Origin of the sequence: Nocardia ignorata NBRC 108230 (assembly GCF_001612905.1) — a bacterium.
GTDB lineage: Bacteria > Actinomycetota > Actinomycetes > Mycobacteriales > Mycobacteriaceae > Nocardia > Nocardia ignorata.
In genome coordinates this window covers 1-14,403 of the sequence record NZ_BDBI01000001.1, presented here as the reverse complement: position 1 = coordinate 14,403, position 14,403 = coordinate 1, and the positions used below count along the sequence as shown (strand labels likewise).

9 protein-coding genes are annotated in these 14,403 nt (G+C 70.3%); 5 read left to right on the top strand and 4 right to left on the bottom strand.

The window, feature by feature from the left end; all coding sequences use genetic code 11:
* Positions 1 to 6: 6 nt before the first annotated feature.
* The 4 genes from NI2_RS35505 to NI2_RS00030 form a co-directional block, all read right to left on the bottom strand.
* Positions 7 to 2,889, bottom strand: a complete 2,883-nt coding sequence (locus tag NI2_RS35505; protein ID WP_157104640.1) for an IniB N-terminal domain-containing protein — start codon at positions 2,887 to 2,889, stop codon at positions 7 to 9.
* A 167-nt stretch (positions 2,890 to 3,056) separates the two neighbouring features.
* Entirely contained in the window at positions 3,057 to 3,374 is a 318-nt protein-coding gene (locus tag NI2_RS00040) for a transposase (protein ID WP_166655738.1), read from the bottom strand.
* Between the two features lie 66 nt (positions 3,375 to 3,440).
* The gene (locus tag NI2_RS00035) at positions 3,441 to 4,982 is read right to left on the bottom strand and encodes a dynamin family protein (RefSeq protein WP_084475756.1); all 1,542 of its coding nucleotides are present in this window, start codon (positions 4,980 to 4,982) and stop codon (positions 3,441 to 3,443) included.
* An 86-nt stretch (positions 4,983 to 5,068) separates the two neighbouring features.
* Positions 5,069 to 5,746, bottom strand: a complete 678-nt coding sequence (locus NI2_RS00030; protein WP_067484250.1) for a hypothetical protein — start codon at positions 5,744 to 5,746, stop codon at positions 5,069 to 5,071.
* Positions 5,747 to 5,959: 213 nt separating this feature from the next.
* On the opposite strand from NI2_RS00030, the gene NI2_RS00025 reads away from it, so the two are divergent.
* From NI2_RS00025 to NI2_RS00005, 5 genes are all read left to right on the top strand, one after another.
* A complete protein-coding gene (locus tag NI2_RS00025; RefSeq protein WP_067484247.1) occupies positions 5,960 to 7,741 on the top strand; it encodes an Hsp70 family protein in 1,782 nt (593 codons plus the stop codon).
* Complete coding sequence (locus NI2_RS00020) at positions 7,738 to 10,212, top strand: LuxR C-terminal-related transcriptional regulator (protein WP_067484244.1); 2,475 nt, start codon at positions 7,738 to 7,740, stop codon at positions 10,210 to 10,212. Before NI2_RS00025 ends, NI2_RS00020 begins: the two co-directional genes overlap by 4 nt.
* Positions 10,213 to 10,261: 49 nt before the next feature.
* Positions 10,262 to 11,380, top strand: a complete 1,119-nt coding sequence (locus tag NI2_RS00015; protein ID WP_067484241.1) for a hypothetical protein — start codon at positions 10,262 to 10,264, stop codon at positions 11,378 to 11,380.
* Between the two features lie 99 nt (positions 11,381 to 11,479).
* Entirely contained in the window at positions 11,480 to 12,841 is a 1,362-nt protein-coding gene (locus tag NI2_RS00010; RefSeq protein ID WP_067484239.1) for a S1 family peptidase, read from the top strand.
* A 153-nt stretch (positions 12,842 to 12,994) separates the two neighbouring features.
* Positions 12,995 to 14,251, top strand: a complete 1,257-nt coding sequence (locus tag NI2_RS00005) for a S1 family peptidase (protein WP_243749775.1) — start codon at positions 12,995 to 12,997, stop codon at positions 14,249 to 14,251.
* Positions 14,252 to 14,403 lie beyond the last annotated feature (152 nt).

Sequence of the window (14,403 nt, the reverse complement as noted above, 5' to 3'; positions counted from 1 at the left end):
CCTGAACTACAGGGCTTCAGGGGTGTCGAACGGAGTCTCCGGGGCGGTGAACGAGGTGTCGAGCAGGCCCGTTCCGCCGGAGAGCGGGGAATCGTCGAGAGCCGGGCCGAAGGCGCTGTCCACGTCGACCGTCGACCAGGTATCGGCGGCCGAGGTGAAATCGATGGTCGAGGTGGGTTCGGTGGTGGCTTCGCCGGTGAGGTTCATGGAGGTCTCCGAGGTGAAGGCGGTTGATGCCACGGTTTCGAAGCCGCTGGTCGCCCCGAGAGTGGATTCCAAGCCGGTGGATGTCGTGAAGGTGGAATCGAGTTGCGGCTCGGAGTGGATGGTTGAACCGAGGCCTGCGGCTACGCCGGTTTCGGTGGACCAGTCGGGGGTTGTGCCGAGGCCGAGTTCGAGCCCTGTTGCGGTGGCGGTTGTTACGTCGGCGGTCGCGTCGAACGCGCCTGTCGCCGTGGCTCCGGCACCGGTGGCTGCCGCGTCCAGTGCGGCGGCGGTGCCAGTCGCACCGGCTGCGCCTGCTGCCGCGTTCGCGGCGAAGTCGGCTGCCGCGTTCGCGCCGAGGCCGGCTGTCGCGTTCGTAGCGAAACCGGCTGCGGCTTCGGCAGACGCGGCTGCGTTGGCGGCGGCGTCCGCGGAAGCGTGGGCCCCGGCGGTGGCAATGCCGCCGAGGCCAGTGGCGATGCCGGTCGAGTTCGCTACTGCGCCGGTGAGGGTGGACTGGAGTGCGGTGGTGGTGTTCGCAGCGCCGACCAGGGCGGTATCGAAGGCCGAGGTGGACACGAGTTCGGCCGCGGTGTCGACGGTCGAGGCTGCGGGAAGATCGGTGTTGAAGGCTGTACTGAGGGCGGTTTCGAGGCCGGTGGCCGGGGCGGCGGTGAAGGGAGCGCCGAGAGTTGCGGCTGCACCGGTGGACAGGCCTGCCGCGATTTGAGTGCCGAGGTCCGCTGTCGCGGCGGCGCCCGTGAGGCCGGCGGAGAGATCGGCGCCCGCGCCGGTGAGGCCGATCTGCGTGGTCGAGGCGACCGCACCGGTCAGCGAAGTCGCCGCAGCAGCACCGGCATTCGCGGCCGCACCGACCTGCATCCCGACCCCACCCGTCCCCGAAAGCCCTGTTTCGAGACCCGTCTCGAACGCACCACCAACGGAAGTGCCCAGCCCCGCAACGCCTTCGGTCAACCCGGAAGCAGTGGCATCGAAACCCGAGCCCAACGAACCCGCCCCGGACAGGGCGGCGGAGTTCAGGCCCGCCGTGGAGTTGGCGGCAAGATCGGCAACAGTATCCAGCACACCCCCGGCGGCGAGACCCGAAGTCGCGCCGAAGCCCGCAGCGGCCTCCACGCCGGCAGCGGCGTTCGCGGCGAGGTCGGCCGAGGTTTCCACGCCCAGCGCACCCACGGCGGAAAGACCAGAGGTCAGATCGACGCCAACCGCGGATTCCACGCCCGCCGTAGCACCGGCGGTGAGGTCGGCGGCAGCGTTCGTGCCGATCGAGCCTGCGGTCATGAGGCCGGTTTCGAGGCCGGTAGTCGCGGCGGTGCTGGCGGACATTGCCGACTGGACGGCGGCAGCGTTGGTGGCGCCGAGTGCTGCGGAGACGGCGAGGTCGGTCTCGGTTGTTGCTGTCGTCAGGCCGCTCACAGTCGTGCCGAGGCCGGCGGCGACACCCGTGGTGGCGTCGAGTGCACCTGTGACGGTGGCACCGATTCCAAGGTCGGTTCCCGCCGTTGCGGAGAGGTCGGCACCAGCGGTGGCCACCGACTCGAGGGCGGAATCGAGACCGGTGGCGGCACCGATCACCGACTCGTGTCCGAACGAAAGGCTCTCGCCTACCGCGCTATTCGTGGCGGTGGCCAGCTCGAGGCCGAGGTCTGCGGTGGTGTCGGTGGTCGTGGTGACGGCAGAGTGGATGTTTGCCGATGCGTCGGCGAGGAGACCTGTGGTCGTCCCGAGACCTGCGGTGACGTCCGCGCCCAGGTCGACGGCGGCATCCGCGCCTGCACCGAGACCGGCCGTGAGGTCGGTGGTTACGTCGGTTGCGGCTTCGAGGGTGGTTCCGAGGCCGGTAGTTGCGGTGGTCACCGCGTCGAGGGTGATGTCAGTGGTCGCACCCAGATCAGCAGTTGTGCTGCTGATGGTGCCGCCCAGGCCGGCGGCGATGTCGGTGGCAGCTGTGAGGCCCGTGTTCACGCCGACGCCCAGACCTGTTGTGAGGCCCGCTGCTACGTCGGTTGCCGCATCGAGGGTGGGGTTCAGAGTCGCGCCGATACCTGTGGTTGCGTCAGTGGCGGCACTCAGGCCGGTACCCAGAGTCGCACCGAGACCGGCGGACACATCAGCGGCAGCACCCAGGCCGGCACCCACAGACGCACCGAGACCGGCGGAAACCTCAGCGGCAGCACCCAAAGACGCACCCAAACCAGCAGACACATCAGCGGCTGCATCCAGGCCGGCACCCACAGACGCACCCAAACCAGCGGAGACATCAGCGACAGCACCCAGCCCGGCACCCACAGACGCGCCCAAACCGGCGGAAACATCAGCGACAGCGGTCAGGCCGGTGCCCACGGAGGTGCCGAGGTCGACGGTCGTTTCCAGGCCGGTCTCGATGTCGGCGGCCGTGGTGACGGCTGCGGCGGTGGTGGCGGCTACCGACGAGGTGGCGACGGTGGTCACCGAGGCGGCGGCGGTGTTGAGGGCGGTGAGGGTGGAGGTGCAGTCGGTGGAGAGGGTGGCGGCGATGGTGGGGGCGGCGGCCGCGATCTCGGCGGGGGTGGCGGGGATGTCCGCTTCGCAGAGGACATGGACGGGGTTGGCGCAATAGTTTGCTGCGGCTTGGGGATCGCGCAGCAGGTTCAGGATGAACTCGAGGATCGCGGTGGGGTTCATTCGGGTCAGCTCCTCCAGATCGGGACTTGCGCCGGATCCGTACTCGTCTGTCGGTGGGTGCTTTTCACGCTTGGCCATGCGAGTGTTCGGAAAGCTAGTCCGATTCCACAGCGAAATCGTTACCGATGAAGAGTGTGACCCTTTCGGAGCCGAAAGATCAGCGTCTCTTAAATATCGCGCCGCACCCAGGCGAGGTTGCCCCCGTCGTCGGCCATGGCGGCCAAGGCAATGAGCAGATGATCCCATGTGCCGTCGGCCTGGTAGCGGCGCTGCCGTTTCCAGACCGTCTGCCACGGACCGAATTCGGCGGGCAGATCACGCCACGCGACGCCCGTACGCAGCCAGAACAGCATCCCCTCGATCACGGGACGATTGTTGGCGAAGTCACGGCCCGCACGGCCCGCCGAGCTGGGCAGGAGCAATTCGAGCAGCGCCCATTGCGCGTCCGTCAGGATCCGGACTGGATCGCCGATCGTCGTGTTCACGGCGAAATCATGCCGTATCGAGCAGCGACAAGGCCAATCGATCGGCGAAATAATTGGGAGACGCAATCAGCGCGGTAGCTGGGAGAGTGCTCCCTCGACACTGCGCACGGCGGTCAGGCACGCCTCGACTGTCGCCTTGTCGATGAGCGGATGCCGGGACCTGGTCCGCCACCTGCGCGCAGCGTCGAGAGCATGGGAGCGCACAGTCGCGGGGTCGGTGTCGGCGGGTAGTCCCAGGCGCACGTGCGGGGCGACGCCGGCGCCGCCGACCAGTCGGAACAGTTCGGCGAGGTCGTCGGGTGGCAGTGGCAACTCGTCGGCGCGCAACCGGCCGAGCAGTCGCAACTCGGCGAAACCGTGCACGTCGGCGAGCAGGGTGCGCACGCGCGGCAGCAGTTCGTCGGCGGGGGTGCCGGGGTGGGCGGTGATCACCCGGTCGAGGGTGGTGAGCGCGGAATGGGCTTTGAGCTGCTCCGCGCGCTGACCGAACTGCACGTCGAGGACCCGGCGCAGTTCATCGATGCCGCTGCGGGCACTGAGCTCGGCCGACAGCGACGCCGCGTCGCGCACGCCGGTGCGCACGAGTTCGGTCGCCATCCGCACACCGAACATGCCGAACCGGTCCAGCAATTGGGCGCGGACCAGCGGCGATACCGGGAGGTCGATATCGGGGCGCGAGAACCGGTCGGCCGAGAGCAGGGCCAGTTCGAGGGTGTCGGCAGGCAACCCGGCCAGGGCGGCGAACGCGGCGAACTCGGGCTGGGTGAGGGTGGCGGCGGCGAAAGCGAGCAGTCCCGCCACGGGGATCACCGCCTGGCACAACCCGGTGCGTTCCAGCTCGGTGGCGAATCTGGCGGCCACATCGCGCGCCGAATTGAGGGCATTGATGTGGCCCGCACTGATCTCGTCGGCCCGCGACACCACACCGACCACACCGAGCGGACCGGCCGGACCGCCGGAGCCGATCTGCTCGAGGAAATGGACGTCGGTGGCGTCGAGGCGGCGCAGCAGGTAGACCACGGCGTCGGCGCCGGGGATGCGCAGGGCGTCGGGTTCGACATCGGCGGGGGTGAGCAGGCGCATGGTTCGCTCGGACACGTCGTGCGACAGCGACGACGTGCCCGGCGTGTCGATGATGGTGGTGCGTGACAACTCGGCCGTCGGCCAGCGCACTTCCAGGTGGTCGACGGCGTACGTACCGGCCGGCTGCCAGCGCAGACCCGACAGCTCGAAGGTGAGACCGTGCGCCCCGGCCCCTCGGCGGACCGCCACGTTCGCCGACGCGCCGTCGGCCGCGAACGCCGTCACCGTTGGGGTGGTTCCGCTGCGGTACCAGGTGACCACGCGGGTGCATTCGGTGGCGTCGGTGGGGGCGATGCTCTGCCCGACCAGGGCGTTGAGCAGCGTCGACTTGCCCGCCTTGATCGAACCGGCCAGCGCGACCCGCAACGGCTGACGCAACCGCTCGGCGCATTCGTCGATCAACCGCCGGGCGGCGGGGTCGCGCAGTTCCCGCGCGGCGGCCTCGACGAGCCGGTGCGCCTCGCCGGTCGTGGGTGCGGTGGGTGCGCCGCCGGGAAGCGGGGATTCGGGCCGATAGTGTCTCATCGGCGCGCGGCCTCCGCTTCGACCCACGCGGCGAGCATCATTCCTTCACTTAAACACACCCTCGCGCGCCGGAGCGAACACGGCGTTCACCGGCGTCCGTCCTCGGCGGGCACCGGCCGCACACCGGGTGACGGCGCCGAATACGAACGCTGCCTGCCGGGCGCCGAGGTGAGCTCGAGCATGCCGTCGGCGTAGCGGGCGTCGAGGGAACCGATCTCGTCGAACGGCACCTCCACGCGGATGTCGCTCGCGCCCGGCGCGGTGAGCACCAGTTCGGCGCGCGGGACCGGCGCCGTCAGCGGCGGGGTGGCTGCCGACGGTGCGGCCGACGTCTTCGCCGGAGTCGTCATGACGATCCTCAGAGGAGGCCACCATCGTCGGCCTGTCGCCGCCTCGGTGGTGCCGGACAGGCCGCCCGTCGCCGCGCCGGTGAGGGTGTCGAACTGTTCGCCTGTGCCGTCTACCTCGGTGGGCACATCGCCCGGGAGGCCGCCGTCGGGCAGACCGCCCTCGCAGTTCAGGACACCCCCGGCCACACCGGCCACGCCGCCGTCGACCACGTCGTTGAGGACCGAGATCTCGTCGATCGCGGCACCGATGCCGTTGGTGGAGATGTCGGTGAAGTCGGCGAAATCGGTGACGTCGTTGCCGCTGAGCAGACCGCCCGCGCCGGCCTCCCCGAGAGCGCCTGCCAGCGCGCCGTTGCCGAGGCCGCCGTAACCACCGCACCCGACGATGCCCTGCAACGGCGCCCCGGTGCTCACGTGCGCTCGGCAAGATGTTCGAAGCTATGACCCCCCCTCGTAACAGGGCGAACCCCTGTTCATCGCACGGGGTGCCCGCTAGGGGATCGAGGGCCGTTAGGGGATCGGCCCCGTTATGGGTGCGCGCACCGGTAACAGCAGACCGTCAGCAATCGACAGTCGGGATAGCTCTCTCGATGATTTCCGTCGCTCCCGTATCTGCAGAGGTTCCCCATGACAGACCGTCTCGCGCTCGGCGTCACCGTCGGCGCATCCCGTTCAGTTGCCGTAGCGACGGCGATCGACGGCGGTGCACCGGTCGCGGTCGTGCGGCGACCCAGTGCAATCGAAGTAGCCACAGCCGGTCCGGCGGTGGTGATCGAGGGCTTCCTGGCCCGGGTCGGCGATCCGGTGCGCATGCTCGCCGAGGACGGTTCGTCGCATGTCGCGGCCGATTTGGTGGCCGCGGCGACCACTCAGCTGATCGATGAGGTTCGCGACCACGTCGAGGGCGAGCCGACGGTGGTGTCGTGCCACCCCGGTTGGTGGACGGATGACCAAGTGCAGGCGGTGCGTTCGTCTCTCGACAACGCGGGCGCCCACGCGGTCGTCCTCGTCCCGGAACCGGTCGCGGTGGTCCGCCGCTACGAGGTCGAGCGCGGACTGTTCGACGAGGGTGCGGTGGTTGTGTACGACCTCGGCGCGAGCGGCCTGACCGTCTCGGTGGTCCGCACCGGGGAGCAGTCGGGTTTGTTGGCCACCCCGCTGCACGACACGGAGATCGCCGGCTCGGAATTCGATTTGCTGACAATGCGCTACGTGCTGTCGCACGCGCTGGGTGACCGGGAATTCGACCCGTTCGATCCGGCCGTGGAAACCGAACTCGCGGCCCTGCGCGAACGCGCACGCCTCGCCAGAGAAGAACTGTCACTCGACACCGCGACCGTGGTTGAGGTCGGCGCCCTCGGCGAGGCCGCGACCGTTCGCCTCGTCCGCCACGAACTCGAGGACCTGCTGCGCGGCTCGGTGCAGGATTCCCTGGCCCTGGTGCGCGAGGCCGTCGAGCGCGCGGGCGTCCGGCTCGGCGACATCACCGCCGTCCTGCTGACCGGCGGCGGCGCGCAGATGCCGCTGGTCGCGGAACTGGTGTCCGCGGAGTTCGCGCTGCCCGTCGTCGCGTGTGCCGACCCGGCCACCGCGAGCGCGGCGGGCGCGGCCGAGCTGGCCGCCGATCTGCGGGCGGCGGAATCCACTCCGCTCGTCCTTCCTCTCGAGGATGTCGGCGAGCCGGCCGCGCCGACGGACATCGCCCCGGTCGCACTCGCGAAAGCCCTGCCCGTCGTCGACGACGAAGCCCCGGCGAAGAAGGTCGTCACCGGCAAACGCCTGGCGGTCGTCGGCGCGGCAGTCGCCGTCTTCGGCGCGCTCACCGCGGGAACGCTGGCCATGTCTCCCCAGTTCGCGACGCCGAGCAAGCCGGACGTGTCCACGGTGAACCCCACCGAGAACGCGCCGAAGAACAGCGGCCCCGGACAGGCGGTGGCGCCGATCGCCACGTTCGACGCGGACGGCAAGCCGGTGGTCGGCACGCCGACCGTCGACGCGAACGGTCAGCCGGTCCCGGGCGCTCCCCTGCTCGACTCGACGGGTCAGCCGATCCCCGGCACCGTCACCCCGGCCGCACCGGTGAACTCCGCCGGGACACCACAGCCGGGCGGCACTGCCCAGTCCCCGGCAACGCAGCAGCAGGTCCAGTCCGGCGGCGGAGCCCCTGCTCCGCAGCAACCCGCACCGCAACAGCCTGCGCCGCAGCAACCGGCCCCCCAGCAGCCCGCTCCCCAACAGCCCGCCCCACAGCAACCGGCGCCATACACCCCGCCGGTCCCCCAGGCTCCGAACGTGCCGAATGTCGGCGCGGTCCCCGGCCAGGTGCTCGACGGCGCGGGCGAGGTGGTCGAAGGCACCGTCGGCGGCGTCACGAAACTCCCCGGTGAACTACTCGGAGGCGGCAATTGAGCCCCATCGCGCTCGACACAGTCCCCCATGCCCGTGAGATTCTGCGAGCGGTAGACGCTGCCGACGACCAGCCGGTGGTGCTGTTGCTGACGGGTCGCTCCGGCACCGGCAAGTCGGTATTGCTCGACGCTGTACGCCGTCGGCTGCGCGGCCGGGGCGTTGCCGTGATCGGCCGGGCCCCCGAGCCCACCGACAACGGCGCCGTCGTGATCGCCGACGACCTGCACGACATGACCCCCGCCCAGCTCGCAGCCCTGCGCACCGAGGTGGAATCGGGTGCCCGCTCCCTGGTCTGCGCCACTCAGCCTCGCCCCCAGCATCCCGAACTGCGCGCCCTGTGCGACGCGGTCGGCAGGCAGGGCCGCCTGATCGAGATCCGCGCACTCGGTTGCGGTGAGATCGGTTCCTTCGCCCGCGAACTCGGGGTGTCGGTGCCGCGTCCGCTGGTCAACCACATCCACACCAGGACCGCGGGCATCCACGGCGGTGTCGTCGCGGCACTGCGGGCGGCGGGTCAGGCCAAGCTCGACGCGGGCCTGCCTGCCGTCGACGCGGCCCTGTCCGCTTGGGCCCGTGCACAATTGGCGGGTTTCGATCCACCACTGCTCGACACCCTCGTCGTCGCGGCGACGGGAACCGGTCTCGACGCCGGTGAGCTCGCCGAGGTGCTCGGGGTGGAATTGCCTGTCGCCCATGACCTGCTGGCCCGGGCGCGGGCGAGCGCACTGGTCACCGATGCCGACCTGTTGCTGAGCGCGGCCGTGCCGCAACTGCGGCTGCTGCTCGGTGATCGCCGCTTCGTCGCCGTGCAGCGCAGGCTCCTCGACACCCGGCTCGAGGCGGGCCTGCTGCGCGACCACACCGGCCTGCTGCTGGCCGAGTCCGGTGTGCGCGACCAGCGCCTCGCCGAATTCCTCTGCGCGGCAGCCCGACAGCAGCGTCCCGATGCCGCCCGCTACTACGCGGCAGCCGTCGCGGCAGGCACCGATCCGCGTCGCGTCACCCTCGCCTGGGCCGAGGCCGCCGCGAAGGCAGGCGACGACGACACCGCTCTCCGCCTGGCCGAACCCCTGCTCGACGGCGCCGATGTCGACACCGCCGAACTCGCGGCCGCCGTCCGCGTCTGCGCGAGCGTGCTCACCCGGCGTGGTCTGGTCAGCCGGGCCGCCGCACTCTACCGCTGGCTCGGCCCGAACCGAGTCGGTGCCGACTGGGCGGTCGCGGCGACCGTGCACGCCCTGGCCGGTGACAGCGCCGCCGCCGCGAAGGCCGCGGCCGACGCCGAACACTGGCCGCCCACCCAGACGGGTGCCGGCGCCCGGCTGATCGCGAACGCCCTGCTCACCTCCCTCGACCCGCACGGCGCGGCCACCGCGGCCGCCATCTCGGCACTGGTCCAGGCCGCGCGGACCAACGGAACCGGCACCACCCCGTGCAGCGCGGTGACCGTCGGCGCCCTGCTCAGCCTGAGCGCGGGCGAACCACGCCGCGCCGACGACGCGATCCGCGCCGCCGACGGCGAAGGCAAACAACTCGGCGTGCTCGCGGCCTGGACCGCGTTGCGCATCGGAGACGAATGCAAGGCCGCCGAGACCATGACCGGCATCGACATCGCGTCCCTTGCCCCGCGCGACCGCCTGCTCGCGCACGCCCTGGCCGTCGGCCTGGCCCGCCGCAGCGGTGACGCGCAGGCACTGCATGCCGCGTGGACCGCCGCCTTCCCGCTGTTCGACGAGGTCGACGTCGACCTGCTGAGCCTGCTACCGATCGGCGAATTGTGTTTGGCCGGAATCCAATTGCGCGACGAGGGCCGCATCCAGCCGCTCGTCGAGGCAGCCACCGCACTGTTGCGCCGCCTCGGCCGCGCACCCGCCTGGACCAACGCCTTCCACTGGTACGGGGTGCAGGCGGCGATCGCCAAGTCCTCGCCCCAGCAGTTGCTGCCGCACGCGCACGCGCTGAAGAACGCCGCCGCCGACGGCGACCCGCACGCCGCCGTCCTGGCCGACGCGGGCCGCACCTGGTTGCTCGTGCTGCGCGGCCAGGTCGACCTGCCCGCCGTGCACAGCGCGGTCCTCGCCTTGGCCCACCAGGGCCACACCTTCGACGGCGCCCGCCTCGCCGGCGACACCGCACGCGTGATCGACGACCCCGCCGCCGCGAGCGCCCTGCTGAAGCTGGCCCGTTCGGTGCGCATCCCCGCCCGCCTCGAGGCACCCAAGACCGGCGACGAAACCTCGGCGGCTCCCCAGCCCGCGATCGAGCGGCGCGCGCTCAGCGATCGTGAACGCGAGGTCGCCGAGCTGGTGCTACTCGGTCTCACCTACCGGGAGATCGGCGCACGGCTGTACATTTCCGCCAAGACCGTGGAGCATCACGTGGCGCGTATCCGACGCCGGATAGGCGCACGTTCACGATCGGAATTATTGTCGATGCTGCGCGCGATGGGACACGGCTCACTTCTGGTGTGACCGCCGGACTCGCCGCCCAACACCACGGACGTCGAAGCGAGGTAACCGGATGGCCACTGGAGTCGGCTTGCGTATCGCCGACGACGAGTGTGTCGCCGCGGTGGTCACCGACGACGGGGCGAAGCATTTCGTCGAGCGGTCGTCGGTGCTGCACATGTCCGACGACGGCGACGCTGCCCTCGGCGACGCACCGCTGTCCGGGAAGGCGCACGCGATCTCCGGTTTCGTCCGGGCGATCGGCGATCCGGCCGGTGTCGATGTCGACGGCGGCGAGGCCTATCGGGCCGAAGACCTGCTGGCCACGGCCATGTTCTGCCTCATCGATCTCACCACCGAGCATCTGAGCGGCCCGGCCGAGTTCTACGCGACGCATCCGGCGCAGTGGTCGCCGGAGGTGGTGCGCGGCGTCCGTGAGGCGCTGGACTATCTGGGTCTGAAATCGGTGGCGCTGCTCGGCGAGGACGAACTGCCCCAGCCCGCCGAGGGTGCCGATCCGGGGAAGGCGTTCGCGTCCTCGGCCGCCGAGGCCGCGCTGGTCGCGGTGCTGGCGACCCCGGCCGGTGCGACGCCGCCGGATCCGATCGTCACCGAGAACTCCCTGGTGAAGACCGATGTGATGCCCGCTGTCGAGCCGCCCGTGGTGGTCGCGCAGGCATATTCGGCGGCGCTTCCGGTGCAGCATCCGACCAAGGCGATGGCCGCAACCGTGCCTGCGCCCGCTCCGGCTCCCACGCCCGCTCCGGCGCGGAACAAGACGCCGCTGTTGATCGCCGGGGCGGCGCTGATCGGCCTGGTGCTCGGTGGCATCGCGGTGTCGGTGCTGCTGCGCGGCACCGAGCCGACCGAGCCGCCGACCATCTCGGACGCGCACTCGGAGACGACCCAGCAGCCGGCACCCACTCCCGTAGTCGCTCCGCCGCCGCCGGAGACGACCACCGAGGAACCGGTCGTCACGACCACCCCGGAACCGACGACGACCACCGAGGAGCCGACCACCACCGAAGCTCCGACCACCACCACGCCGTCACCGACGACAACCACGCCGACGACGACGCCCGGCCGCACCACGACCACTCGGCCGTTCCCGTTCCAGCCCCGCGAGCCCGGCGAGCTCCCGCCGCCGCTCGAGATCCCCGGCTGGCGCAAAACCGAAGCTGGTAGCGGGTAACCGCACCCCATCGCCGGGCGTGCCTTAGAGTGATGCGCTGACCGACATACCCGCCGCCGGCGGTGGTCTCGGTCACTCGTTCGGTGACGAAGGGATTTCATGCGCAAGTTGGTGGCGCGTCGCGCCGCGGTCAAGGCAGCCTCCGCCGGGTTCGCCGCGACCGTTCTACTCGCCCCTCTGCTCGGCTCCGGTGTCGCCAGCGCGCAACCCGCTGCGCCGCAGCAGCTTTCGGCTGACGCCCTACCCGCCGAACTGGTGACAGCCATCTCGCGCGACCTGGGCATGACCCCGAACGAATACCTCGACCGTGCCGCGCGCGCCCAGGAACTGCGCGCCTACGCCGCCGACTTCCGCGCCGAGAACCCCGACACCTTCGCCGGTGCCTGGCTCACGCCCGAGGGCAAAGCCGTTGTCGCGGTGACCGATGCCGAGACCGGCCGCCTGGCCGCCGCCGACGGCTACCAGACCCATCTCGCCCCGATCTCGGCGAGCGGCCTGGAAGGCGCTCTGCTGCAACTGAGTCAGTGGATCTCCACGCTGCCGCGCGAGATCTCCGCGCCGATCAGCTCGATCGCCATCGACGTGCTCAACAGCCAGATCGTTATGAGCGTCGCCAATTCCAGCACCGGCCACCTGCTGAACCTGCCGACCCTGATCGCCACCATCAAGGTGGTCATCACGCCGGGCGGCGGTGGCGAGGTGGTGAACCGGCCGATGGGCGGCGACACCTACATCACCGCCGCCAAGGACCTGCACGACGCCGACCTGCGCGGTGTCGATGTGTGCTCGTTCGGTTTCAACAGCACCGACGCGGCGGGCAACGCGCTGAACATCTCTGCGGGCCACTGCAATCCGAATGTCGACCACGGCACACCCGCCGCGGTGTACGTGCCGAACGTGCGCGACATCCCCAACAGTCCCGAGGTCGGTCAGTTCGCCATGTCCGTTCTCGGCGGGCCGGGCGCGCTGGACTACTCGGTCATCAAGCTCAACGAGCGTGCGGTGAACGCCGGCATGGACCAGGCCCGGGTGCGTGGCGCCAACGGCACCACCCTCGCCATCACCGGCACCGCCGATCCGGTGACCGGTGCGCCGGTCTGCAAAACTGGTCAATCGTCCACTTTCACCTGCGGTTTCGTCTCGGCCGATCACGTGGAGACTCAGCTGTTCACCGCGGAAGGTGTCAGCAAGACGATCCGTGGTTTCGCCACCAGCGCCTGCACCCTCGGTGGTGACAGTGGCGGCGCGATCGTGTCGGGCACTCTCGCGCTCGGCATCACCAGCGGCTCCAATGCCGCCGAGGCACCCAACTGCACCGAGGCCAACACCCAGCTCGCACCCTTCGGCGGCACCGCGACCCTCGGTGTGCCGATCCGGCCCATCCTGGCCGATATCGAGGCCAATTCCGGTGGCGGTCTCGGCAGCGGAATCATGGTGCGTACCAACCCCAACGCGGGTTAGTACCGGACGAATCACCGAACGGACCGGGTGAGTGAAATCTCTTGCCCGGTCCGAGTAGGCATAACCGGTCCGAGCCCATATAGTTCGATCATGCTCCTGCCACGTATGGGTCGCGCCCCCCTCGCACGAAGCTCGAGACGAGCTCGCAAGTCCGTGATCGCCGCTTCGGCGGCGATTCTGCTGTTCGGCCCCACGATGGCAGTCGCCGACGCCGAACCCGCGGTCGATCTGCCTGCCCAGCTGATCGAGGCCGTGAGCCGTGACCTGAAGCTCTCCCCGCAGGAATACCTGCGCCGTGCCGACGAGGCCCAGCAGGTCGCCGCGTTCGCCACCACCGCGCAGCGTCAGTTCCCGCAGGTGTTCGCCGGTTCCTGGCTCAACGACCAGGGCAACGCCGTCGTCGCGCTGACCCAGGGCCCCGGCGCCGACGAGGCCCGTGCCGCCGCCGAATCGGCCGGTTTCGAGGTCCGCAACGTCGCCAAGAGCGAATCCATGCTGCGCGGTGAGAAGACCGCGTTCGAGAACTGGCTGGCCGCCGCGCCGCCGGAGATCGCCAACCTGGTGCGCGGCGTCGTCATCGACACCGTGAACAACGCGATCGCCGTGCGCGTCGAGCAGGCCGGGCTGCCCCTGCCCAGCTTCATCGACCCGGCCCGCGTCGTCGTCACCGCGCCGCCGGTGGCCGGTGAGAAGATCGACCTGGAAGCCACTCCCGTGGCCGGCAACGGCACCGGCCCGATCGCCGGTGGCGAGGGCTACGCCGCCATCGCGGGCAACAGCTCGCTGCGCTGCTCGTTCGGCTTCAACGGCACCGACCGCGCCGGCAACGTCGTGAACATCTCCGCGGGCCACTGCAACCCCGACCTGGAGTCGGCGGGCACCGGTTCCGCCGCCGCCGTGTACGAGATGAACGGTGACCGTGCAGGCGCCCAGCTCGGCACCTTCCAGAAGTCGATCCTCGGCGAGCAGGACTACTCGATCATCCGCGTGAACGACAACGCGCGCGCCCGCTTCGAGAACAACCTCGTCACCGTCCCCGGCGCGGCGCCCATCGCCGTCGACGGCGTCGGCGTGCCGGTCGTCGGCGCCCCCGTGTGCAAGTCGGGTTCGCGGACCGGGTTCAGCTGCGGCATCGTCAACGGTGTCGACCAGACCGTCCAGGTCGGCGATCGTCAGCTCACCCAGAGCTTCTCCGCCAACATCTGCGCGCTGCCCGGCGATTCCGGCGGTGCCATCGTCACCGGCCGCATGGCCCTCGGCATCTCCAGCGCCTCGTCGGTCGCCGACTACCCGATCTGCGAAATCCCCAACATCATCGGCGCCATCACCGGCGACACCCCCCAGCTCTTCGCACAGCCACTGAGCGTGGTCCTGTCGGACAACCCCGGCCTGGCGGTTCGCACGAACTGATGCCTAGGTGGGCAGTGAGCATGCCCTGAACGACGGTGGAGGCCGGTAGCGCTAGAGCTACCGGCCTTTGCCGTTTCTGGGTGGCCGCTGTGTGGCGGGGTTCCAGCCGTGTGGAACTGCCTTGGTGTTTTGTGCACCACAAAGGTGTTGGG